Source organism: Hallella colorans (assembly GCF_003096815.1).
Lineage (GTDB): Bacteria > Bacteroidota > Bacteroidia > Bacteroidales > Bacteroidaceae > Prevotella > Prevotella colorans.
On record NZ_QENY01000030.1, the window covers coordinates 1 to 22,906 of the forward strand.

20 protein-coding genes and 1 pseudogene are annotated in these 22,906 nt (G+C 47.9%); 11 read left to right on the forward strand and 10 right to left on the reverse strand.

All coding sequences use genetic code 11. The features are described from left to right. Positions 1 to 38 precede the first annotated feature (38 nt). On the forward strand, positions 39 to 344 hold the full coding sequence (locus C7379_RS11600; RefSeq protein WP_116617424.1) for a beta/alpha barrel domain-containing protein: 306 nt from the start codon (positions 39 to 41) through the stop codon (positions 342 to 344). A 126-nt stretch (positions 345 to 470) separates the two neighbouring features. Here the strand turns inward: C7379_RS11600 and C7379_RS11605 are convergent, their stop codons facing one another. Then, complete coding sequence (locus C7379_RS11605; RefSeq protein ID WP_116617425.1) at positions 471 to 1,985, reverse strand: oligosaccharide flippase family protein; 1,515 nt, start codon at positions 1,983 to 1,985, stop codon at positions 471 to 473. A 43-nt stretch (positions 1,986 to 2,028) separates the two neighbouring features. Here C7379_RS11605 and C7379_RS11610 point away from each other — a divergent pair, with 43 nt between their 5' ends. The 5 genes from C7379_RS11610 to C7379_RS11630 all read left to right on the forward strand — a co-directional run bounded on the left by C7379_RS11610 (position 2,029) and on the right by C7379_RS11630 (position 6,285). Continuing rightward, positions 2,029 to 2,955, forward strand: a complete 927-nt coding sequence (locus tag C7379_RS11610) for a glycosyltransferase family 2 protein (RefSeq protein ID WP_116617426.1) — start codon at positions 2,029 to 2,031, stop codon at positions 2,953 to 2,955. After that, positions 2,919 to 3,881: a glycosyltransferase gene (locus tag C7379_RS11615; RefSeq protein WP_116617427.1), complete on the forward strand. Its 963-nt coding sequence runs from the start codon at positions 2,919 to 2,921 to the stop codon at positions 3,879 to 3,881. The genes C7379_RS11610 and C7379_RS11615 overlap by 37 nt, the downstream gene beginning before the upstream one ends. A 68-nt stretch (positions 3,882 to 3,949) precedes the next feature. Then, positions 3,950 to 5,050 (forward strand): glycosyltransferase family protein, encoded by a 1,101-nt coding sequence (locus C7379_RS11620; protein ID WP_116617428.1) that lies wholly within the window; start codon positions 3,950 to 3,952, stop codon positions 5,048 to 5,050. A gap of 14 nt (positions 5,051 to 5,064) precedes the next feature. Continuing rightward, on the forward strand, positions 5,065 to 5,358 hold the full coding sequence (locus C7379_RS11625) for a hypothetical protein (RefSeq protein ID WP_116617429.1): 294 nt from the start codon (positions 5,065 to 5,067) through the stop codon (positions 5,356 to 5,358). 141 nt (positions 5,359 to 5,499) lie between these two features. Then, a complete protein-coding gene (locus tag C7379_RS11630; RefSeq protein ID WP_116617441.1) occupies positions 5,500 to 6,285 on the forward strand; it encodes a hypothetical protein in 786 nt (261 codons plus the stop codon). A 710-nt stretch (positions 6,286 to 6,995) separates the two neighbouring features. Here the strand turns inward: C7379_RS11630 and C7379_RS11640 are convergent. From C7379_RS11640 to C7379_RS11660, 5 genes are all read right to left on the reverse strand, one after another. Continuing rightward, on the reverse strand, positions 6,996 to 7,655 hold the full coding sequence (locus C7379_RS11640; RefSeq protein ID WP_116617442.1) for an AbgT family transporter: 660 nt from the start codon (positions 7,653 to 7,655) through the stop codon (positions 6,996 to 6,998). A 59-nt stretch (positions 7,656 to 7,714) separates the two neighbouring features. Next, a complete protein-coding gene (locus C7379_RS11645) occupies positions 7,715 to 8,440 on the reverse strand; it encodes a DUF5932 domain-containing protein (RefSeq protein WP_036892832.1) in 726 nt (241 codons plus the stop codon). Positions 8,441 to 8,456: 16 nt separating this feature from the next. Then, on the reverse strand, positions 8,457 to 11,855 hold the full coding sequence (locus C7379_RS11650; RefSeq protein WP_243406802.1) for a sensor histidine kinase: 3,399 nt from the start codon (positions 11,853 to 11,855) through the stop codon (positions 8,457 to 8,459). Between the two features lie 141 nt (positions 11,856 to 11,996). Beyond that, positions 11,997 to 12,668: a bifunctional 4-hydroxy-2-oxoglutarate aldolase/2-dehydro-3-deoxy-phosphogluconate aldolase gene (locus C7379_RS11655; protein ID WP_116617431.1), complete on the reverse strand. Its 672-nt coding sequence runs from the start codon at positions 12,666 to 12,668 to the stop codon at positions 11,997 to 11,999. Positions 12,669 to 12,702: 34 nt separating this feature from the next. Continuing rightward, complete coding sequence (locus C7379_RS11660) at positions 12,703 to 13,725, reverse strand: sugar kinase (RefSeq protein WP_116617432.1); 1,023 nt, start codon at positions 13,723 to 13,725, stop codon at positions 12,703 to 12,705. A gap of 194 nt (positions 13,726 to 13,919) precedes the next feature. On the opposite strand from C7379_RS11660, the gene C7379_RS11670 reads away from it, so the two are divergent. The 3 genes from C7379_RS11670 to porE all read left to right on the forward strand — a co-directional run bounded on the left by C7379_RS11670 (position 13,920) and on the right by porE (position 18,648). Then, positions 13,920 to 14,984 (forward strand): LacI family DNA-binding transcriptional regulator, encoded by a 1,065-nt coding sequence (locus C7379_RS11670; RefSeq protein WP_116617434.1) that lies wholly within the window; start codon positions 13,920 to 13,922, stop codon positions 14,982 to 14,984. A gap of 195 nt (positions 14,985 to 15,179) precedes the next feature. Next, complete coding sequence (locus C7379_RS11675) at positions 15,180 to 15,971, forward strand: hypothetical protein (RefSeq protein WP_116617435.1); 792 nt, start codon at positions 15,180 to 15,182, stop codon at positions 15,969 to 15,971. A gap of 595 nt (positions 15,972 to 16,566) precedes the next feature. Further along, entirely contained in the window at positions 16,567 to 18,648 is a 2,082-nt protein-coding gene (gene porE / locus C7379_RS11680) for a PorE family type IX secretion system protein (RefSeq protein ID WP_116617444.1), read from the forward strand. Here porE and C7379_RS11685 read toward each other — a convergent pair. The 3 genes from C7379_RS11685 to C7379_RS11695 are packed head-to-tail and all read right to left on the reverse strand — an operon-like array spanning position 18,635 to position 20,197. Then, positions 18,635 to 18,991 (reverse strand): DUF5056 domain-containing protein, encoded by a 357-nt coding sequence (locus tag C7379_RS11685; RefSeq protein ID WP_116617436.1) that lies wholly within the window; start codon positions 18,989 to 18,991, stop codon positions 18,635 to 18,637. The two genes, porE and C7379_RS11685, sit on opposite strands and share 14 nt — an antisense overlap. A gap of 51 nt (positions 18,992 to 19,042) precedes the next feature. Continuing rightward, positions 19,043 to 19,579, reverse strand: coding sequence for an RNA polymerase sigma factor (locus C7379_RS11690; protein WP_207773430.1), 537 nt, complete (start codon positions 19,577 to 19,579; stop codon positions 19,043 to 19,045). Beyond that, entirely contained in the window at positions 19,580 to 20,197 is a 618-nt protein-coding gene (locus C7379_RS11695) for a DUF6249 domain-containing protein (protein WP_116617437.1), read from the reverse strand. A 107-nt stretch (positions 20,198 to 20,304) separates the two neighbouring features. Here C7379_RS11695 and C7379_RS11700 point away from each other — a divergent pair, with 107 nt between their 5' ends. Together C7379_RS11700 and C7379_RS11705 are read left to right on the forward strand one after the other, a co-directional pair. Next, positions 20,305 to 21,759 carry a methyltransferase RsmF C-terminal domain-like protein gene (locus C7379_RS11700; RefSeq protein WP_116617438.1) on the forward strand — a complete coding sequence of 485 codons (1,455 nt, stop codon included), beginning with the start codon at positions 20,305 to 20,307 and terminating at the stop codon, positions 21,757 to 21,759. Positions 21,760 to 21,769: 10 nt separating this feature from the next. Next, positions 21,770 to 22,237 carry a dihydrofolate reductase gene (locus C7379_RS11705; protein ID WP_116617439.1) on the forward strand — a complete coding sequence of 156 codons (468 nt, stop codon included), beginning with the start codon at positions 21,770 to 21,772 and terminating at the stop codon, positions 22,235 to 22,237. A gap of 11 nt (positions 22,238 to 22,248) precedes the next feature. Here C7379_RS11705 and C7379_RS11710 read toward each other — a convergent pair. Beyond that, positions 22,249 to 22,725 (reverse strand): annotated as a pseudogene (locus C7379_RS11710) (Lrp/AsnC family transcriptional regulator); the annotation flags it as partial. Positions 22,726 to 22,906: the final 181 nt, after the last annotated feature.

Below are 22,906 nucleotides of genomic sequence, written 5' to 3' on the forward strand. Positions count from 1 at the left end.
TTAGTAAAAACAAAGATAACCAAAAGGGCTGACACCTCGTGAGAAGTGTCAGCCCTAAATTATTTTGTTTAATAAAGTTTTACCGGACAGCAATAATTTTTGACAGTATCTCCAAGCAGGGATACCAATCCGTTTTCAGTATCGAGGAGCTGCGCGAGGCATGTCGTCGAGGTATCATAGACAGTCGTGTGGTGGCATTGGGCGGCGTAACGCCAATGGCTTTTAAGCAACTACATGCCTTGGGATTTGGCGGAGCGGCACTGCTCGGCGACGTTTGGCATCGGCCGGCCGATACAATCATGGCTCACGTGAACGATATTTTGCAAGCCGCCAAGAACTTGTAATTACAGGATTAAATTTTATCATACGGAATACCAACCAGTTTGATATCATCGCATTCCTGCACTCAACCATTTCCAACCCATGCCAAGCAGTCCATCGGCATGAAAGAAATGGCTGGCGGCCATTCGCTACTTTTTATGCCTAATCGTCTTGGCCCGATTCCACTTGTCCATGAATCGCTTTCTCAACGCATCCCAAAGGGCTGACTTGGAACGCAATATCCAAATGGATATAACTAATGAAATCATGGCCAAAATTAGCCCGACAATCCAATAAAGGATACCATCCAAACAGAGGGTGAACACACAAGCCATCACGCCTATGGTTACTTGAGCCAGCGCATACGCCTTGACAGAAGCCGAGGCGACATAGCGATACCGCCAATGCGCGTAGGCGTAGACAAAGGCCAAGAACACAAGGCCTGTCAGTGCGAGCCCGAACCCAGTGCCCACCAATCCCAAATAGCTATAGCCCAAAACAACCAACAGTACAAAAAACACGGCGTAAATAGTCTCCAGCAACAAGTGACTCCACGAATCGCCACGCGCCAACGCTATATACTCCACGGGCAAAGTGAGAGCCTTGAAATACATGGCGAGCACGGCTATCTTCATCATTGCAAGTATGGGAAGAAACTTGCCGCTATACAACAAAGGTAACAACACAGGCAAACTGACCATGAAAAACACTAGCAAAGGCGAGAGAAGCAACAATGAGACCTCGATTTGTCGGTTCACGGCGAGGTTGAGTTCATGCCCAAATTCCTTGATGCCCGAAAGTCGTGGATAATAGTCAGTCTCCATGGAAGAGAACACCATGCTGGCGTAAGTGATAGTCATGACAAAGCCCGCGTTGTAAAGTCCCACCACACCGAGGTCGCCCACATTGTTAAGATACGACCGAACCACGAACTCCGCGCCACTGCCCATCACGCCAGCTCCTACGTAAGCGATGCCCAACCTGACCATGCCCTGCCCATCGCGAAACTCTTTTTTGCCAAACGCGAACGATGGACGGTAGAGCCTATAAGAATAGGCGATGGTCAAAAGACATTGGGACAGCGCCATCAAAACAAGCGAGGGAACAATGCCAGCCTGCCCGAAAAAATAATAAATGGGCACCGAAATAAAAAGGGCCAACAGCATACCGTACACGCTCACCATCGCCAAGGCGCGCAAACGGCGCGCCGCCTTAAGGATGGCCACTTCGCCGCCGGTGATGGCCATGAGAGCAATGACTGGGGATAGCAGCACGAAATGCAACGTGTGGTCGCCCCAAGAGAAGGTCCAGTCGTTGAGCAAAGGGCTCAAAATGACACATGCCAACAAACCTACCAAAGCCGCCAGAAGGCTCCAAGAGCGCACCAGTTGCACGGTGTTACGTATGTTCGCCTCACGCTCGGAAATGGATTGGGAAAGATTTTTCACCGCGCTCGTGGGAATACCCAAGCCCGTGGAGTCTGAGATAAAACGTATCGTGGAATTAAAAAGCGAGACAATTCCCATTCCATCTGGTCCCAAAATCATGGCCACGAGCTTGTTTCGCACCAAACCTACAAGGATATTCAATCCCTGCACGCCGCCAAACAAACTTGTGTATTTGAGTATATGAAAATAGGTGTCGTCGTTTTTTTCTTTTTCCATTACATTTAAAACGAAAATGCAAAACATTTATTATCTTTGCAATATGAAATTAAGCATAGTAATACCAGTATACCAAGTTGTGGACACGCTACCCCGATGCCTTGACAGTATCATCGGACAATCGTTTCGAGACTGGCAGCTTATATTGGTCGACGATGGCTCGACTGACGGCAGCTCAGCCTTGTGCGACAAATATGTCAAGCAAGACCATCGCATACAAGTGACCCACCTGAAAAAAAACTCTGGCTTAAGCACGGCGAGAAACACCGGCGTAGAAAAGGCCAAGGGCGAGTATATCACGTTCGTTGACAGTGACGATTTCATCCAAGACAACACCTACAAAACGCTGTTCGAAATTCTGAACACGCATCCCGATTATGATATTCTTGAGTATCCTGTAAACGAACACTACGGCTCCAAGAACAAAAGGTTGCTGCAATTCCAGCGCAAAGAATATACCGACATGCTCTTATATTGGCTCGAGGGGCAAGCGTACAAACACGCTTACGCATGGAACAAGATATACAGGCGAGAGGTTTTCGATGGCGTTAGGTACCCCGACCGCAAGCGATTCGAGGACGTGTTCACGCTGCCAAGGCTTTTAAGGAACTGTAATATGGTAGCAACCACAGACGTAGGACTATACTATTACTGCTACAATCCACACGGCATCACTGAGCAAGCCACCGGCAAAGACATGCAAAACCTGCTCGAGGCGCACACGCGGACATTAACTAACATACTCCGAAAAAGCAAGAGCAATCGTGCCAAGGACGCGTACCACGAATACATGAAAGACTATTACGCGCACATCTTGAATATCCAACTGGACGTGTACAGAATGAGTGGGCAAATATCCAAGTACTTCCCCACCCTGCCATTCAAGCATACTTTTAAGCTCAAATTATTACATTTACTCGGTATTAAACGCCTATGCCAACTGCACAAACTATTTCATCAACTCCATTAATCACCTTTATAATCACGGCATACAATCTGCCGCCAGACATGCTCAAAACGTGCGTGGAGAGCATAGAGCGCCTCTCCCTTGCCATGAAAGAGCACGAGATTATCCTTGTGGACGATGGATCGGACATACCTGCAATCGATAATTTGCCCGACCACGCGGACCACATAACCTACATTCGGCAAGCTCACCAAGGCCTCTCGGCGGCTCGCAACATGGGGCTAAGATGTGCCACGGGGCAATACATACAATTTGTCGATGGTGATGATTATCTTATCCAAGCCCCTTATGGGCACTGTCTCGACATCGTAAGATACCAGAATGCAGACATCGTGATATTCCATGAGACCAGCAATAACAAACCAAGCATCCCACTCGAATACGACGGGCCCATATCGGGAGTGACTTATATGCATCGCAACAACCTTCGCGCCTCGACTTGTGGCTACATCTTTCGCCGCTCTATCTTGGGCTCGTTGCGGTTCACCTCGGGGCGATTGCACGAGGACGAGGAATTCACCCCACAGCTCATGCTGCGCGCCGAGCGAGTGTTCTCAACCTCGGCGGAAGCGTACTTTTACCGCAAGCGTCCAGAATCTATTATGAGCAAGAAGAGCAAACGGCACGTGGCTAAACGGCTTAGCGACATGGTAGACATCATATTGAAGCTGCAAAGCGTGGCCAACTCCGGACCGGAGATAGACCGCGTAGCGCTCAACCGTCGCGTGGCCCAACTGTCCATGGACTATCTTTACAACACCATCAAGTTGACGCATAGCCGCAAGCACCTCGAAGAAGCTGTCGACACGCTGCGTCGTCATGGCCTCTTCCCATTGCCCAAGAAAAATTATACTAAAAAATACACCACTTTCAGGGCGCTCGTTGGCAATCCTATCGGCCGACGCATATTGTTAGCCACCATCAGATAGGACAAGCCATGACCCATCGCAAGGGTCTCGGAGAGCGCAAACGTAAAGCACGGTTATAACAACCATCCATGAAGATACTGCTAATTGGCGAGTACAGCAACGTTCACAACACGTTGGCCGATGGGCTTCGACAGCTTGGGCACAAGGTAACTGTGGCCAGCAACGGCGATTACTGGAAAAACTACCCACGCGACATAGACTTGGCCAGAGAAACCGGAATACTGGGCGGAGCAAAGCTGCTGACGCGACTATACAGCAACCTATACCGACTGAAAGGCTACGACGTGGTGCAAATCGTAAACCCCATCTTTATAGACCTCAAGGCCGAGCGCATCTTTCCCATCTACAAATGGCTACGCAAACATAACGGCAAAATGTTCATGGGGGCGTTTGGAATGGACTATTATTGGGTGAACGAAAACATCCAAAGAAAACCCTTGCGATACAGTGATTTTAATATAGGAGATACCATTCGTCACACTTCCGACACCGAAAAAGAGCGCCAAGACTGGTTAGACACACCTAAAGAGCGGCTCAACAAATATATCGCCAACGACTGTGACGGCATCATAGCCTGCCTATACGAATATTGGGTGTGCTACGCTCCTCTCTTCCCCACAAAGACATCGTTCGCCCCCCTGCCCATCAAGCCGCACGAAACCTTACTTCCCAAGCGTCGAGAGACTGGCGATCCTATCAATATTTTTGTCGGAATCAGCAAGTCGAGAAATGAGTACAAAGGCACGGATATAATGCTTGCGGCTGCCCAAGCCGTAAGCAGCAAATATCCCGGAAGAATTAATTTGAACATCGCAGAGGGTGTCCCATTCAGCCAATACGTAGAGATGATGAATGGCTCGGATGTCATCCTCGACCAGCTTTACAGTTACACCCCTGCCATGAACGCGCTCGAGGCCATGAGCCGCGGCATCATTTGCGTTGGTGGCGGAGAGCCAGAAAGCTATGATATCATTGGCGAGCGCAAACTTAAGCCTATCATCAACGTAACACCAAGCTACGAGAGCGTGTTCCACGAGATAGAGCGTTTGGTATTAAATCCAAACCTGTTGAACCGTCTCAAAATAGAAAGCGTGGAATACGTAAGGCAGCATCACGATTACATCAAGGTGGCCAAGCAGTATGAATCCATCTACCGGAAATTCCTTTAAAACATTATGATGGCATGGCAACAGTCTTGAAATACAAATGCGCCAGTTGTGGTTACACCACTGATGTGTACAAAGGGCGCGGATTCATGGGGCAACACATCGTCATGGTGAGCTGCCCCGATTGCCACACCATACAGCCATTGGTTGTAGGAGGGGTCATCGGCGACTCAGCCCCATCGTTCAGCGGCTTGACGGGCAGGCTGTGCCTGCGATGTGGCAGCGACCGCATCGCGGAATGGGACATGCGCACCTGCCCTCAATGCGGCGCACGAATGGTAGCCACTGGAGACAGCTCTTTTTGGACATAAAGCTGCGATCCTCAGGTCATGCCTGACGCATTGTTTTTTGCTGACAATATCAAGGAAAAAACAACATGGCCAAAAAAAAACAAGAATTGTTTGCAAATTACGATTTTATACTTACTTTTGCAGCAAATACACAGTAACAATATGAAAGACAAAAAAGCCGTAACACTGAAGACGTTGAATAAAAGCAACGTATGGTCCATACAAGAAAGCGATGTGTTTCGCATGTGGGAAGCCGCTGAGCGTGATGCCGACTTGAAAGACAACATGCGTCGTTACACAGACATTATTCGGAGTGCGTTTGAGCTTGAAGAGGTGAAGATAGATAAACCAGAGGTCATCAAGAAATACGAGGAGCGCGGATTTAAAATCGGAACGACACGGGTGAACGACAACAACAAACAAAAAATAGCCATCAAAAAACGTCCCATCATGCGCGTGACCGATTTGACGTATGAAAACATACACCATATCTCCGCGTCAAAACTGATCGAAGTACTTGGCCGCAACTTTGGTGGCGGATGGGAATCGCTATCCCAAAGCGCCAGAGACATTATCATGGCAGGATTTGACATCTCAACCAACACGCTACCACAAGACAGGCTTCACAAAGCCGGTGGTCTCTATGAGAAAAAAATAAAAGACGGCTACGAAGTACTCGAAATTCCCAAGGGCACATGGGCGGAGGCCATCTTTGCCAAGGAAAAACCAGAAATAGAGGTCAGACAAGCCAAGCCTGCCATAAAAACAGACCTTGACGAAGAGGAAGAAGAAGAGCTACTGCCAGAAGAAGAAAACAACGAAGAGGAGGAAGAAGACGACTTTGACGAGGACAAGCTCACCGAGGAGAGCTATCGAACCACCTACGACACCGATCCAAACGACTTGGAATACGAAGCCGAAGAGATAAGCGACGACACTGATTTCTGACCTACGGGCCACAAAGAGAAACCAACAATATAGATTATACACACCACCATTCATCCCTCTCAAACATGTTTTGAGAGGGATTTTCTAATTTGCAAGCCCATGTTAACACACATCCCGGGCGCACAATCAAATGTCATCCAGCATAATATCGATCATCAAACAGGCCATGCGACGAAAGCATGGAAAAAGTAAATAAATCATTGAAAAAAAATGACATAAAGCCTCTTGTGCTTAACATATTTGCAAACGACAAAACGTTTGCTTGCAAATACGCGAGTTTTGAGCGTATTTCATAAAACTCTGTAAATAAACCTTTTACGCCGACAAAAGCTTGTTTTGCGGCAAATAACTTTCCTTTCGTCCCACCATTAGGTATTAATCGCGTTGCGATAAAGCCTTAATGGCAATCCCACTAAAGCCTAAACGACGTGCCATTGCGCCCGAAACCGCGTGCCAATAGGTATCAATCGCCTCAAGACGCTAAAGCAAAAAGATAAAAAAAACAAGAAAATCGGTCTGTCGGCACATTTTTGCTCTGTAGAATGACAGTAAATACCGACCTAAAATCTTGACGCTTTATTTGACACTTGCCATGATTTAGCAATCTTTCTTGTACAACAAAGGCGAGACTGGCCATCAGGCCGGATAGCCCCCAAAACATCTGGTAAGTCTGGGCGTCGTTATCATTCCATACACGTGGGCATGGCCGCCTATAAAACAAAAACGTAGATCAAGGAATGGTACAACTGACATGCAAATATATATAGCAACAGCAAGGGCATGAGCTGTGAGCCTGCCGAGCAAAGACACTGTCCCACATCATACAATCCTCGAAGCCTACCACTGAGCATACCATAAGACACAGATACCGTGACGAGCATAAAAGCGATAGTAGGTATCAACCCTGCCGAGAAGCTGCCAGGGAACAATTCGCCCGTGACACTCAGCAACACAGCATGCGGCAAGAGCGTGAGCAACATGACCACAACCACCTCTATCACAAACAACAAGCCACAACCACGAAGCGCAAAGCGTTGACGGGAGGTGATATGAGACGAACGATCGTAGACAACAGATCTCAAAGCCTGCCATAACCCACTTGCCGACAAGCCACCCCACGCAATAAAAATGACGACAAGACTGACCAATGACGGTCCGGAGAGATTGTCTACAAACTCTCCAAAAAGCCACCTGGCACCACCCGAACTAATGAGCGAACGCATGGAGACATCAGGCATGGCTGCCGTAAGCAACCACGACAAAAAGACAAGCGCCACCTGTAGCAAAGCAAGCGCCAGTGACAAGACATAGATGGCAGAACGTATCTTTCGCCCTCTGCCCAGAGATGTAACAGCGTTGTCATTTTTCATGCGTTTCAATGTGATTTTTTAATGTCAGCGGTTGTGAGGCAAAAGTAACAAATGCCACATCAATTTTCATCAGGACAAAGATTGTCCACATCAAGTATTCGAAGTTCCAACGCTCTCACCACAAGCCGAGTGGCGTTGACGCCAACGCTTCCTTTGCCCTCGGGAAAAAGTTTTTGGCTCAACTCGTTTTGTCGTTTTTCCAAACTCTTCACGCCAAAAGGCATGCCTCGTAGATTGGTAATTTGCTCCTTGGTGTAGCCCAAAGCCAAATGACGGAGAAAACGTTCGTCGTACTCGTCTATCTCATAATCCACAAGAGCCTCTTGTCTCATCAATTCCTTATTGACGCTACGTTTGAACCTCCCCACTATTTTTTCAAGTATGGGTTGGTTGAACACCAACCGCTTGCCTTCCATCACATTGGCCACATCGCCACGAGTGAGCATCTCTCCTGTCTTGAGGATAATGCCATCGCAACCTGCGTCGAGCGCATCACCCCAAAGCTTCTCGTTGAGTATCTCACCCGTGAAAATGAGAATTTTAACCTCCGGATGGGCTTCCTTGGTGTAGCGGCACAGCTCCACTCCCACTGTCGTGGAGCCGCTCAATCCCAAATCGAGCAACACCAAGTCGGGCAGTTGTTGCTTGAGTAGCTTGATATAGCTCTGCTCGTTGTCCGCCGTGCCAATGATATGGGCCTCGGGTATGTCATTTTCAATAATTCCAACGGTACCTTTAAGTTCCAAAGGCACATCTTCGACAATGATCACGTTAAAATCTTTCATTACTATAATCGTTCGTTTAATCTTGTTTGTTATCAGTGTTGGTCATGGCTGCTATTTCTGTTGGCGCAGGCGCAATTCGCTTAGGCATCACGATGGTGAGCTTGACACATCCCTGCGGTGTGAGCGAAGGGTTGATGCCGCAACGCCTGAGATTGGTTTGCTCACCCATCTCGCGTACAATTTGTTGGCAAACCAAAAATTTCAGGTCTATGGTATTGGGCGTGAACAGCCCATGGCACTGGTTCGCGTCCAATCTCAAAAGACTCATTTGCGCATCCATGACAACATATTTTTCATCGGTCTCGCACTGCAACACCATTGGCATTTCGCCATGATTGGCATCTCTCAACAGTTCAAACAGGAAATCCGTTACGTCCGCATCCATTCTCAATGGCGTAATTTGGTTCACCGCCTGCAACGAGAGGATATGGTAAAGCTCATGGTAATAGTTCACCAATTGTTCTATGCCATGAAGATTATCGTCTGTGCCATTGACAAGATGGCGTATGCGCGCGGGATAGTACATGGTTTCATGCTTCAATGTGGACAGGCAATTATCTAACACACTGTTAGACACATGCAAGCGGTCGTTGTCCATCTCCAATCGTCTCAAGTTGTCCTCGGCCCATTCCATAGAGGTCTCTCGCTTGGACGTCTCATCGATAGAGAGCCTCAACGCCTGCCGAATACGGTTGACAATGGCATCTATATTTTCTTGTTGCTCTATGGAAATGGAGTATTTTTTAAAATCGTTTAACCGTTCTATCCCATGCAGTTTTTCCGTGTCTGGCATGTCGGACAGCAACAATTGATTCATAGCGTTGACACGGTCTATGCAGAAACGGTAATTGAGCCTGAAGCGATAATAGAGAAAATAATAAGCTGGGAAAATGACTGCGAGGAGCGACAGCAACAGTATGATAGCCACATTTTTGTTGGTCTCGCTCTTTTGCATGTTTCGCACATAGGCAGGCAACAAATCGTCGGCGCTGGCCTCGCGAAAGAGTTGGGTGTAGATACGATTGTTTTTTTGATACACATCCCATTGGTGGAGGGCCAAAGCGGCCACTGCCGTCTCGTTACTAATGTCAAGGATGAGCGCTGTATCCGTTGGCTCTAAATAGTGGTGGCAGCTGTCGGCATAGCGCATGGTCTCGGCATAAGTGCCTTTGATGTTTGAGAAGTAAGCGCTATCTGCAAAGCGCGCGGCCTTCATGTTTGCGTCGCGAGCTGCCGTGATACGCTCAGCGGAGGTCATGGCAGAGGTGGCTCTATAGGGATTGCCCTTAGGCTGGGCCATGATTTGAGCTGCGTGCCAATGCGCACCAACCAACAACAACAATGTCAAGACGCGTCTCACCATACCCTTGGGTAGCCGAAATGCCAGGCGCGATCCCCTGCCAACCTCGCTCTCGGCATAGATGGCGCACACCTTGAATATTCTACTGATTTTCTTGTATTTCTCAATGATGCCATTGCAGTTTTTCAAACCAAAGCCATGACCGCCCGTATAGGTCCGGTCAAAAATATGCCCAAGTTGGTCTTCGGCCATGCCCCGACCGTTATCCTCGACGCTTATCTCCACATAATCGTCGGTTTCCACGCTGCTCACCCGCACCTTTCCGCCCTCCGGCGTGTATTTGCGGGCATTGTCGGCAATGGTATTGATCATGAACAGCGTCAGCGTCTTGTCCGCCTTGACCACGCTGTCCGTAGGCTCTACCTCAAGATCAATACCTTTCATCTTGAAGTTCATGTCGCCATGACTAACAATATCAAAAAGTGACTGCAGCTCGAAGCTCTCTATTTTGAGTCCTATTTCTCCTTGACGCATTTGTATCCATTGGGTCAGCACATCATTGTAATCATTGATACTGTCGGACAACTCGGCAATGTACTGATAGCGTCGCTGTCTCACGTATGGAGAATCATCGCGTGTTTTCAGCCGCTTCACCTCGTTTTTCATACGGTCTATCAGTGGCGTCACGGTGTTGGCCAATTGTATCTTGGCGCGCTGCTCAATGTTCAGGCGTTTGTTTTGACGCAAATGCTGTGACAATATGTAGGTTTGCTCGCGAAGCCGGTCATACTGGTCGTTCACGCGCTCCACACGCGTCTCGTTGCGTTTACGCCATTGGGTGAGGGGCTCAAGCAATGTGTCCAGCGAAAAACGAGCGTCGCCGCGACGGCGCATTACATCAAACGCCACGAGCAACACGCTCACCAAGATGATCATAAAGATTACCGCGGCGAGCATCATATTGAGTTGTGACGACGACTTGTCAAGTTGGGCGGCTCGCGCCTCCAACTGCCTGTCTTGCCGAGTTTGCTCCTGCATGTCAAGGTATAGGTTGCGGTTGCGGTCACTGTTCACCTTGTCATCCACAGCAGAATAAACCAAACTGAGCTGCTCTCGTATGGAAGCCACAAGATCTGGAGCTTGATTGATGGCAGTGTCGCTCTCCAACGCCCTACGCAAACAAGCCAAAGCCGACTGATAATCCTTGATATGCCAAAAGCACTCGGCAAGCGTTCTGTTGGCGCCGGCTATCTGGTACACGTCGCCATAAGCCAGCAACATGTCGTGGGCGCGCTGCGCCAAGTTGCCGGCCAAAAGGCTATCGGGCATCCTATCGATGTTGATATACTTCATGGCAGGCAGGTTGTCGCGGATGAGCATGGCTCTCATGCGTGGATTTTGCAGATGCTCGCTCATGCCTTGCATGGCTTGGGCTTCCCAGTATGGATAATCATACTCGCGCGACAAGAGATAACAGCGCATGAGATAATCAAACTCTTTTTGCGCCACATCTTTCTTGTTATGGGCTTTCACAATGCCTCCGGCACCGACGTTATACCAATAAGACAACTGTTGTGCCATGTCTTGCTGTATGCTACCGTTAGGATCGATTTCGGCAAGCGCGTTGACAGATTCTTGTATTAAACCTACATAATAGAAATAAGTAGACGCTACAATGCTAAATTCGGACCTCGCATAGATAAGCCTTTTTGCGTAATGGGGCGAGAGCTGGTCCGACTCGTCGTCTATTCTGCGAAGCCTGCGCATGGCGCTTTCCCTATAAATGTAGAAGTCCTTGTTGCGCGACTGGCGCTGGCAGAGCCTCATCATCTGTATGTCGGCCACGAGAAGCTCCACTTGATTGTTAGTTTGGGTAAGCACTTTCCGCAACAAAGTGGCAGCCTTGGCATATTGCATGCGCGCCAAACACACAAAAGCCAGATTGTTAAGAGCCTCCGTTCCGTCCACGCCCAAACTGTCAGAGAGGCGCAAACTCTTGCGAGCGTAAAACTCCGTAGAATCTAAATTTCGGTAATGAAAGGCGTAGGAAAGCTCGTTAAGCCGGTCTATCCGAACATCAGCCCGGTGAGCACAGCCCGAGATCAAGATAACCAAGAAGACGGTTATCAATAACAATATTGGCTTATATCTACGCAATGTGCCCACAGTAATAAAACAAAAGCAAGGTCACACATTAAAAAAGAGCGCTCAAAACGCATGCCTTCTTTAATCCGTGACCAAGTCATAATTTTTCTATCAGGCGCGAGCCGCCTTGATATATCCAAGCGCTTCCTTGCACTTTTCGGTGATAGCGTTCCAGTTGCCAGCTGCCACGACATCTTTAGGGAACAACTTGGAGCCCATGCCCACGCATAGCACGCCGGCCTTTATCCACTCCGTGAGATTTTCCTTGTCGGGCGATACCGCACCAGTTACCATGATATTAGACCAGCGCAATGGGCCGAGCACGTTTTTTACGAATGATGGTCCGCCTACGTTGCCAGCCGGAAACACTTTCGTTACATCGCAGCCCAAAGCCTGCGCGTTGCTTATTTCGGTCACGCTGCCGCATCCGGGAGAATATGGAACGAGCCTGCGATTGCACACAGGGGCTATCTCTGGAACAAAGTTTGGGCCTACGATAAAATTAGATCCCAACTGTATATAGAGCGCAGCGGTAGGCGCGTCCACCACCGTACCAGCGCCAAGTATGAGCACAGGGCACTCTTTGTCGGCCCATTTCACGAGCTCTCCAAAGATCTCATGCGCGAAGTCGCCTCGATTAGTGAACTCAAACACGCGCACGCCGCCCTCGTAACACGCCTTGATAACATGCTTACAGATATTTATATCCTTGTTGAAAAACACGGGAACCATACCGGTTTCTCCCATGGCTTCTATCACTTGTACCTTGTTAAACTTTGCCATTGTCGTCTTTTTCTTATAGCTTCATATTATATTCTTATCGCTGCACGCGACCATTAGTGTTGCCGCCAGCCAGACTTTCCACCTCCTCGACACTCACTTGGTTAAAGTCTCCGGGTATGGTATGCTTCAAAGCAGATGCCGCCACAGCAAACTCAAGGGCCTCGCCCTGTGTCTTTTTGGTTAACAATCCATGAATAAGGCCACCCGAGAAAGAGTCGCCACCACCCACACGGTCTATGATTGGCTCGATATCATAACGCTTGCTCTCATAAAAATCGTTGCCATCGTAGATTAAAGCCTTCCATCCATTATGCGAGGCAGAGAACGATTCGCGTAGTGTAGACACCACATATTTGAAACCAAACTCTTTCATCATTCCCTTGAAAATATTGTAATAGCCAGCGGCATCAGTTTTGCCGCCCTCCACGTCAGCGTCAGGTTTGAAACCCAAGCACATATGTGCGTCCTCCTCATTGCCTATGCACACGTCGACATATTGCATCAGCGAGCGCATCACGGAGATGGCCTTTTCCGAAGTCCAGAGTTTTTTGCGATAGTTCAAGTCTACTGACACCGTCACGCCGTGACGTTTGGCAGCCTCACAAGCGAGCTTGGTTATCCCCGCGGCTTTGTCCGAAATGGCTGGCGTAATGCCGCTCCAGTGAAACCAATCAGCTCCCTCCATGATAGCGTCAAAGTCGAAATCAGACGCATCAGCCTCGGCAATGGAGCTGTGAGCACGGTCATATATCACCTTGGAAGGGCGCATGGCGGCACCAGTCTCTGCGTAATAAAGCCCCACACGATCCCCACCGCGAGCTATATACTGCGTATTAACGCCATATCTACGCAGTGCGTTCACCGCAATCTGCCCAATTTCATGCTTCGGCAACTTGCTCACGAAATAAGCGTCATGCCCATAATTAGCCACGCTCACGGCCACATTGGCCTCGCCTCCACCCGGAATGATGCGAAATTGCTCTGCTTGAACAAAACGATCGTTACCCTTTGGTGACAAACGAAGCATAATTTCACCTAATGTTACAATTTTAGCCATGTTTTTTTCTTTAATTTTTTAATAAATGTTGTTTAGAGATTAATTCCCAAGTATAATTTACAAAAATAAAAAATAAAATCCAATTAACCCCCACAAAAAACCAAAAACATTTTTTTTCATCAAATAATGGGGCTATATTTATAATCATTTCAACATTTATTACTATTTTTGCATGTATATATTGCATATACATTATGGTAGACAAGATTAGAATAAAGGACATCGCCCAGTGCGCTGGCGTATCTGTAGGAACCGTGGATCGAGTGTTGCATAATCGCCCCAATGTATCTCCCAAAGCAAGGATAAAAGTAGAAAAGGCATTGAAAGACATGGACTATCAACCCAATATGTATGCCTCCGCCTTAGCTTACAACCGTTCTTACAATTTCCAAATTATTATTCCCAAACATGAGCAGGTGGCTTATTGGGAGGAAATAGAAGAAGGAGTCAAAATGGCACAAGAGACTTATCGAGACTTTCACGTCATGGCTCACATCATTTATTACGAGCGTTTTGACAATGCTTCTTTCTTGAAAGCCGCACACGAATGCCTTGCCTCCAAACCTGATGGCGTGGTCGTTGTGCCCACCGGATTGAATGTCACACGAGAATTTACCGATCAATTGCACCAATTGGGCATTCCGTTTATCATGCTCGACTCTTATCTACCCGACCTCAAGCCGCTGTCTTTCTATGGACAAGACTCTTTCTCGAGTGGCTACTTCGCAGCCCGGATGCTCATGCTCATAGCTCGAGACGAAACCGAAATCATGATCCTCAAGTTCACCAAGAACGGCCATGTGGTAAGCAAGCAACAAGAAAACCGTGAAGTTGGGTTTCGCCATTACATGCACGAGCACTTCCCAAGCGTAACAATCCACGATTTAGAACTACCCATCGATCAACCCAGACAGTTCTACGACAATATGTTAGAGAATTTTTTCACTAACTATCCCAATGTTCACCAATGTATCACCATGGGGTCAAAAGCGCATGTCATGGGCACTTTTTTGCTGCGTACTAATCGCAGAGACGTGCAAATCATGGGTTATGACATGGTAGGGCGCAATGCCGAATGCCTTCGACAAGGTAGCATCTCATTTCTCATCGCACAGCATGCATACCAGCAAGGCTATTGCTGCGTTACAACTCTATTCAAGGCTATCGTACTGAAAAAGAAAGTTCAACCTGTGAACTACATGCCCATCGAGCTACTTTCACAAGAGAATGTGGATTTCTATCAGCGTACACAGCTCTAAACATGCCCTGAAAAAACCACGGCAAAGACTACATTAGAAAATAACATAAGCATACGAAATGTAAACATGATAGACCGAAGGCTTGGCCCATACCTGCCGAGTGTAGATCACCGCTTATCTTTGTTATCCCTCTGCCATAGCCACCTCTGCCTCTCTCGCGACATGGCTGAGCAACCCTAAAAACCATTTTGGATCATGGATATCATCACTCGCAACTTTTTCAGACTGCTTCGTTCCGGCGCCCTTAACGAGTACGAGCAATTGGAGCCAATGTCCAATTTTAAATGGGATCGTCTCGACCGTATGGTGCACGCACAACATGTGGAAGCTCCCGCGCAAAAAGGGGTGCGAAATCACCAATTCGACGCCATGATGAATATTCCAAAACGTCTTGTCCGAGACGACATGGACACATCTGACGAAGAAAACAACGCAAGCCTTAGCAACCGCCTACTGAACCATCGCCTGCGTAAAATCATAGAGGCAGAGCGCCATGCCATCGACACCAACATGGCTTCGATAGAGGTGCTCAAAATCATCGTGGCCAACGTTTCGGGAATGCTCAACAAGGGAATGATGCTCAGTGGCATCATCCGTTTGGGCAGCTACCTGCGCAACAAAGGCGACAAGGTGGATTTCGTCAAGCTGGAAACGTGGCTCAGCAAGCTACACATTCGGCGCATGGCACAACTGCAAGGCAGCATGCTCATGGCCGTATTCAATTTTGACCAAGACGAGATACCATTTGTCACACGGGAGGAACCTGCCGCTTACAAATTAGTGTTGCGCTCTGTGTTGCACACTGCCATTGACACTGCGGAGGAGTGGCACTTCAGGCAAAGCCGCTCGGGATTTGTGCAAAACAATTCCACTTTGTTGCGCCGAAACCTGCGCCGAAGTCTACGCTACATAGAATACGCCCCTCTCGAGACTGTAAGCAACTACCTGCACAACTTTGCTCGCTCATTGCAAGAAATAGAAGAATAGTGTCCAAAAGCATGGTAAAGACTATGGCTGACGATCGTTCTTGTCAATAATTCATCACAAAAAAAGACGCTTGGCAAACCATGCTTACAGAGTATGATTTGTTTTTTTTCCAACTGTCCACACACTTTTTAGAGCCATAAACCCTGAGCCCGCAAGCCTATTTTAACCTTCGTCCTGACGATTAAGGTCTTTTGGCAACATGTTTAAGCCCTAAACACACCGCGTTTACGACTCAATCGCATCGCCTTGAGATATTAATCGCATCGCGATAAAGGCCCAATCGGGGCAAAGTGAAATTTCATCGAAAACACCGCAACTCCAAAAACACTGTAAAATTCTATTTATCAGCAATTTGCAGAACATGTCTATTTTTAGCGTATTTCAAACAAAAGGTGTCGCATTTTCAAATTCGCCAAACATGAGAAGGGTTTTGTAAAGTTTTTTATCCATAGCGATACCACATCATTACACAACGCTTTCTTGTCATACCAGCAACCACATTTCTCGATCAATACACATCATCCATCATACAATTTTGGATCCAACACAAACGATAAATATAATAATCATCGCTCGTATCACGTTATCTATGAAGATGAAAAGAAGCCTCTTTTATATATTAACACCTTTTTTGGCAACGACGTTGCTCATGTCATGCGGCGCCGATAGAAACATAAAGCGTGCCGAGAGACATTTGGCGCTTGGAGAATACTATGGCGCAGCCAACGAGTTCAAGCAAGCGTACCGAAAAACCGAACCCAAAAACAGAGACCTACGAGGGCGTATCGCCAAAAAAATGGCTTACTGCTATGACAAGGGATTACAAACAGCCAAGGGCATCGCGGCATACCGAAACGCCATACGCTACAACCAAGCCGATGCTAACGACCACTTGCGATTGGGACGGCTGCTATTAAAAAACGGCAGCTACAAGGAGGCGAAAGACGAATTTAAATTGGTATTAGACTCTCTTCCGGCAAACGTCTTGGCCAAGGCTGGAATGACATCGGGCACAAACGCTCCCCTTATCAAGCAATCGGGTAGCAGGTACACGGTGAAAAAAATGGACATCTTCAACTCACGAAAAGCCGACTATTCGCCCATGTTGGCAGGCGACAACTTTGACCAGCTCTATTTCACCTCCACACGCAACGAGGCAACAGGCAGTGAGCTTAGTGGCATAACGGGCACCAAGCCAGCAGACATTTTTGTATCCGAGAAAGACGACAACGGCAAATGGAGTAAGCCAAGGCCAGTGGACGGTGGCCTGAACACTGTTTTTGACGAGGGGGCCACCTGCCTCTCCACGGACGGGCGGGAGATGTTTCTCACCCAATGCGCCACAGACCCCAAATATCCACGATACGCCCAAATCGTGAAATCAAATCGCTCTGACGCCGCATGGAGCAAAGCCATTGAGGTGAAACTCACCAACGACACGCTCTCAAGCTACGCCCACCCAGCCATCTCGCCCGATGGACAGTGGCTCTATTTTGTATCAGATATGCCGGGGGGCAAGGGCGGGTTGGATATTTGGCGAGTACGCATAACGCCCACCGGCTACGGAGGCGTGGAAAATTTAGGGGCGCCAGTCAACACCGAGGGCAACGAGATGTTTCCCACTTTCAGGCCAAACGGCGACCTATACTTCTCCAGCGACGGACATCCGGGCATGGGAGGCTTGGACGTTTTCATAGCCAAGGTGGGCAAAGACCATCGCTATCACCTGTCACACCCAGGATATCCGCTCAACTCGCAGGGTGACGATTTCGGCCTAACTTTCGAGGGCGTGTATAACCGGGGCTACTTCTGCTCAAACCGAAATGACGGCCGCGGCTGGGACCATATCTACTCTTTTGTGAACCCGGAGATTGTGCAAACTATCAAAGGTTGGGTATACGAGATGGATGGCTACGAGCTACCAGCCGCCCAAGTGTACGTGGTGGGAAGCGATGGCACCAACGAGCGACTAAGCGTGCGCAGCGATGGGTCGTTCACAAAGATACTGGACGAGGGTGTCACATACTTGTTTTTGGCCACCTGCAAAGGTTTTCTAAATCACAAAGAGGAAGTGACGGCATTGGTCAACCCCAAAGAGTCGCGAGACACCACGTTGCAATTTGCCTTGGCTAATATCTCTGCACCGACGTTGATAGATAATATTTTCTATGATTTCGACAAGGCTACATTGCGCGACTCCTCCAAGATGGCATTGGACAAGTTGGTGGGATTGCTCAATGAAAACCCCAACATTACAATCGAATTGAGCGCTCACGCCGACTACAAAGGGGCGGCCGCATACAACAAAAGATTGTCGCAAAAACGCGCCGAGGCGGTAGTAGCGTATCTCATAGATCATGGCATCGCGGCCGACAGGCTCACCCCCAAAGGGTACGGAAAAGAGAGACCGAAAACCATCAAGAAAAAATTAACAGAGAAATTGACATGGCTAAAAGAGGGCGACGTGCTTACGGAGACGTTTATCAAAGCCATTAAAGATGAGAAAAAACAAGAAATTTGCAATCAGCTGAACAGGCGCACGGAGTTCAGCGTGCTACGCACTACATACGGCATGTTCGACAAGAATGGAAAATTGAAAAATCCACCCAAGCCGAAAGAAAACACAAAAGTAAAAGAGGGACTTTACGAAAACGGCGTGAACATCATCGTTGAGTGAAGCTAACATTATATAATCCAACCACCGCCAGCAAGGCCACCGTAGCCCATAGCGACACGAGCGAGAATAAGCTCAGATGGATAGACGCAACATACCCAATGGCATCGCCCACAAAATTAGACGCGATGGCACGTAGGGCACCCAACCCATTAAACACAATGAACAACGCTACACCTACCATAAGGCAGAAGATAGACCATATCGTGTTCATACGCTTAGCGCGCAAGGGCAACCTGCGCATGACTTTGTGAGAAAAGCCATCGTCTGGAATGTCTTGCTTGAACGAGCTGAAAAACTGCTCCAATAGTTGGTCGTCGGTTTTTATTTCATTATCATTTCTCATTGAGGTAATATATAATCTTTTTTGCTATAAATATTTAAACGTTCTCGCACATTAACCATACCCGTTGGCACGGAGAAAATTTGCCATTTTCTTCTTGCCTCTCGCCAAATGGCTTTTAACCGTGTTTTCCGGAATCTCAGTTATCGCTGAGATTTTGTCTATAGGTTGTCCCTCCATGAGCTGGAGAGTGATGCAGACACGCTCGGAATGGTTGAGCAACTGCAACGCCTCGTAGATGTCCATCCGAAGGGTACTGTCTATCCGCTCTGAGCATTTGCCTCTTACGGCGGTTGTTTCAAGATCGAGCGTGGACTTGCGGCCGCGCACATAGTCATAGAACACATTGTAGGCTATGCGGAAAAGCCACGTAAGGAAAGAAGACTTGCCTTGGAACTGATCTATATGCGTATAAGCTTTGACAAACGTGTCTTGAGCAAGGTCGTCGCTCAACTGACTGTCGCCAAGAGTCTGCGACAAAAGAAACCGCCGCACAGGCGACTGGTATTCACGCATCAACTTGCCGAAAGCGCGTTGATCATGAAAGACAGTCACCTGTTGGACCAAACTGATTTCCTCCGCACGGTTCACTTACTTGGATGTTTTACTGATAACCACTTGTCCTATACCCAAACACACGATCAGCGCGCCCACTCCCATGAGCCCCCCCGATCCCCAGATGGCGAACATGAAAAACAGCCCCGCGCCAATGGCTATATTCTTGATACCTCGTTTGCGGTAATTTTCGGGAGTTTCGTTCACCATCGGTTTCACCTCCTCGGGTATGGGGCGTCCAGTTTCCATCGCTTTTTCAATCAAAGCAACACGGGAATTGTGTCGATTGATGAAGTATCTGATTACCAAAAACAAGATTATTAATGGTGCAAGCACGAAGATCAATCCAATCAGCATGGCGAAAATAATGATAACAACGGTCCCGAAGCCCAACGTTCCTGTCAACAGTTCTTTGACAAATTTGTCTGGACCAGAGACATCATCAATGTCGTGGCCCATAGCCGAAGCGGTGTAAGTGCTGTCCTCATCACCTGCTAACGTGGTGGAGGTGGTGTCCGAATAGGCCTCCATGCTATCATGCCTGACAGAGTCTGCGAGTTCCACTTGTGGATGATGGCGATGCCGTGGTTTCACCCCAGAGGCGTTGGCACTAAGGGAGAAGACCATTATTAATGTTAAAATAATCTGTTTCATTTGCGCTTGTTTATTTATATTATTCTGACCGTAAGACGAAACGGTAGTATGAATAGTTGCAAAGTAACAGAAAAAAAACTATTTTTGCAAAACGAAATACGTTTATTATGACTTTACCCAAGGATTTCGAGACCTATACACGAGCGCTGATGGGCGACGAGCTTTATGACACGCTATGTCATGGGTTGGCATCCGAGCCTCCCATTAGTATACGTCTAAACCCCTTCAAGACTGTGACACACGAGGGTATAGCAACCGCTATGGTGGAGAATTGTGAGGCCACGCGTGTGGGGTGGAACCCTGATGGGCTGTACCTACCGAGTCGTCCCAACTTCACGTTCGACCCCTTGTTCCATGCAGGGCTGTACTATGTGCAGGAGGCTTCGTCCATGTTCGTGGGACATGTGTTGCGACAATTGGTGGACAAGCCTGTGGCAATGCTCGACCTATGCGCTGCCCCGGGGGGAAAGACCACGGCGGCGAGGGCGGCCCTGCCGGCGGGAAGCGTGCTCGTGGCCAACGAGCCGGTAAAGGCACGGGCATCCATCTTGTTGGAGAACGTGCTGAAATTTGGGCACCAAGACGTGATGGTGACCAACAATTACCCAAGGGATTACAAACAAAGTGGATTAAAATTTGACGTTATTCTCACAGATGTGCCTTGCTCTGGCGAGGGTATGTTCAGAAAGGATGAGGGCGCGATAGCTGAATGGAGCGTTGAAAACGTGGATAAATGCCGTGACCTTCAACGTTCCATCGTGCAGGATATTTGGCCCTGCCTGAACGAGGGTGGCTTGCTCATCTACTCTACCTGCACGTTCAACACGCGCGAAAACGAGGAAAACGCTAAATGGATAGCCAAGACGCTCGGTGCCGATTGGATCGAGATAGAAACCGCCCCAGAGTGGAACATCTCCGGAGCGATAGGATGCCTCGAGCCGATGTACAGGTTCATCCCCGGCAAAACAAAAGGTGAGGGACTGTTTGTGGCAGCGCTGAGAAAACATGGCGAGCGTTCTGCCACTGTGGAAAATTCAGACAAAGGCAACAAGAAAAACTCCCATAAAAACAAACGTGACAAAAAAAGAGAGCCTCTAAGACGAGCGACTGAAAGTTTGGTCGACAAATGGACAGTGGGCGACTTTGCCACCATGGAGAACAACGAGGGGCTCGTGGCCATCCCCAATCAATGGCTGACACTATACGATCATGCCATGAAAACGCTTCGTGTGCTTCATGCCGGCGTGACATTGGGAAAGCAAAAAGGCCAAGATATTATTCCCGATATATCCCTGGCGCTTTCCACAAAACTCAATAACGAAGCCTTTGTAAGTGTTGAGACCGACTGGGCCACAACCGTCAGGTTCTTAAGAAAAGAGAGCGTCGCACTTCCCCCAAGCACGCCACGAGGTTTTGTCCTCATTAAATTTAAAGGACATCCCATCGGATTTGTCAAAAACATAGGTACGCGAGCCAATAATCTTTACCCTCAAGAATGGAAGATTAAGACTTCGCACATACCCGATACACCCATACAAGTATTGCCCATAGAAATCTCCTAAAGTTGCCAATATGAAGATTAGCGTTATCGTGGCTATGGCCATCAACCGTGCTATCGGTTTTGAGAACCACTTACTCTGGCACATACCAGAAGACCTTCGGCACTTCAAGGCACTCACGCTGGGTCACGCTGTCATAATGGGAAGAAAGACGTTTGAATCGCTTCCCTGCGGAGCGCTTCCCCAAAGAAGGAATATCGTGATTAGCGCCACCAAGCGATACTTAGACGGGTGCGAGGTGTATCCCTCTGTAGAAAAGGCTATGGAGGCTTGCGAAGATGAGCCAGAGGTGTTTGTCATTGGCGGTGAGAGCGTTTACAGACAAATCCTTCCAATGGCCGACCGCATTTATCTCACCTTGGTCGAACGTCGTCCCAACAAGGCAGACTCTTTCTTTCCGGAGATAGATATGGCTAAATGGCAAGAAATAAAAAAGGAAAAACACGATGGTTTTTCCTTTATTGAGTATGAGGCTATATAACAGTCTACGCACTAATCTTCATCATTGACTTCATTGTCATTTTCCTCATCGATTCCCGGCATAGGCAACTGCCTGTCTATGACGGCATTAAAACTCACGATAGTCTCACTTCGTGACAAACCCAACGGCTGCAATTTATCGTGAATAATATCCAGCAAATGATGGTTGTTTTTGGCGTATATCTTGATGAACATATCGTAACCGCCCGTGGTATAATGACATTCGGTAACCTCTGGTATCTGCCGAAGCTTCTCGACCACTTCGTCAAAACTCGATGGATCCTTAAGGAACAAGCCCACGTAAGCACAGGCCTCGTACCCTATTTTCTCAGGATTGATGATAAATTCAGAGCCTTTCAACACTCCCAATGCTGTGAGTTTCTGAATACGTTGGTGAATCGCCGCACCACTAACATTACACGAGCGTGCTACTTCCAAGAATGGAACGCGAGCGTCTGCTGCTATAAGTCTTAAAATTTTTCTATCTAGTCTCCCCTTGAAAAGTGTTTAATCATCTGGTTATCAATAAAATAATCGTTTCCAAACTTGCATATTTCTACAAAGTTTTGTACCTTTGTATAGTAAAATCTTGCAATTCAACGATGTATAAATCTCCATCCAAAGTCCGTCAGGCATCATTATTCTGGGATCTTGAGGCAATGCTCTCTCC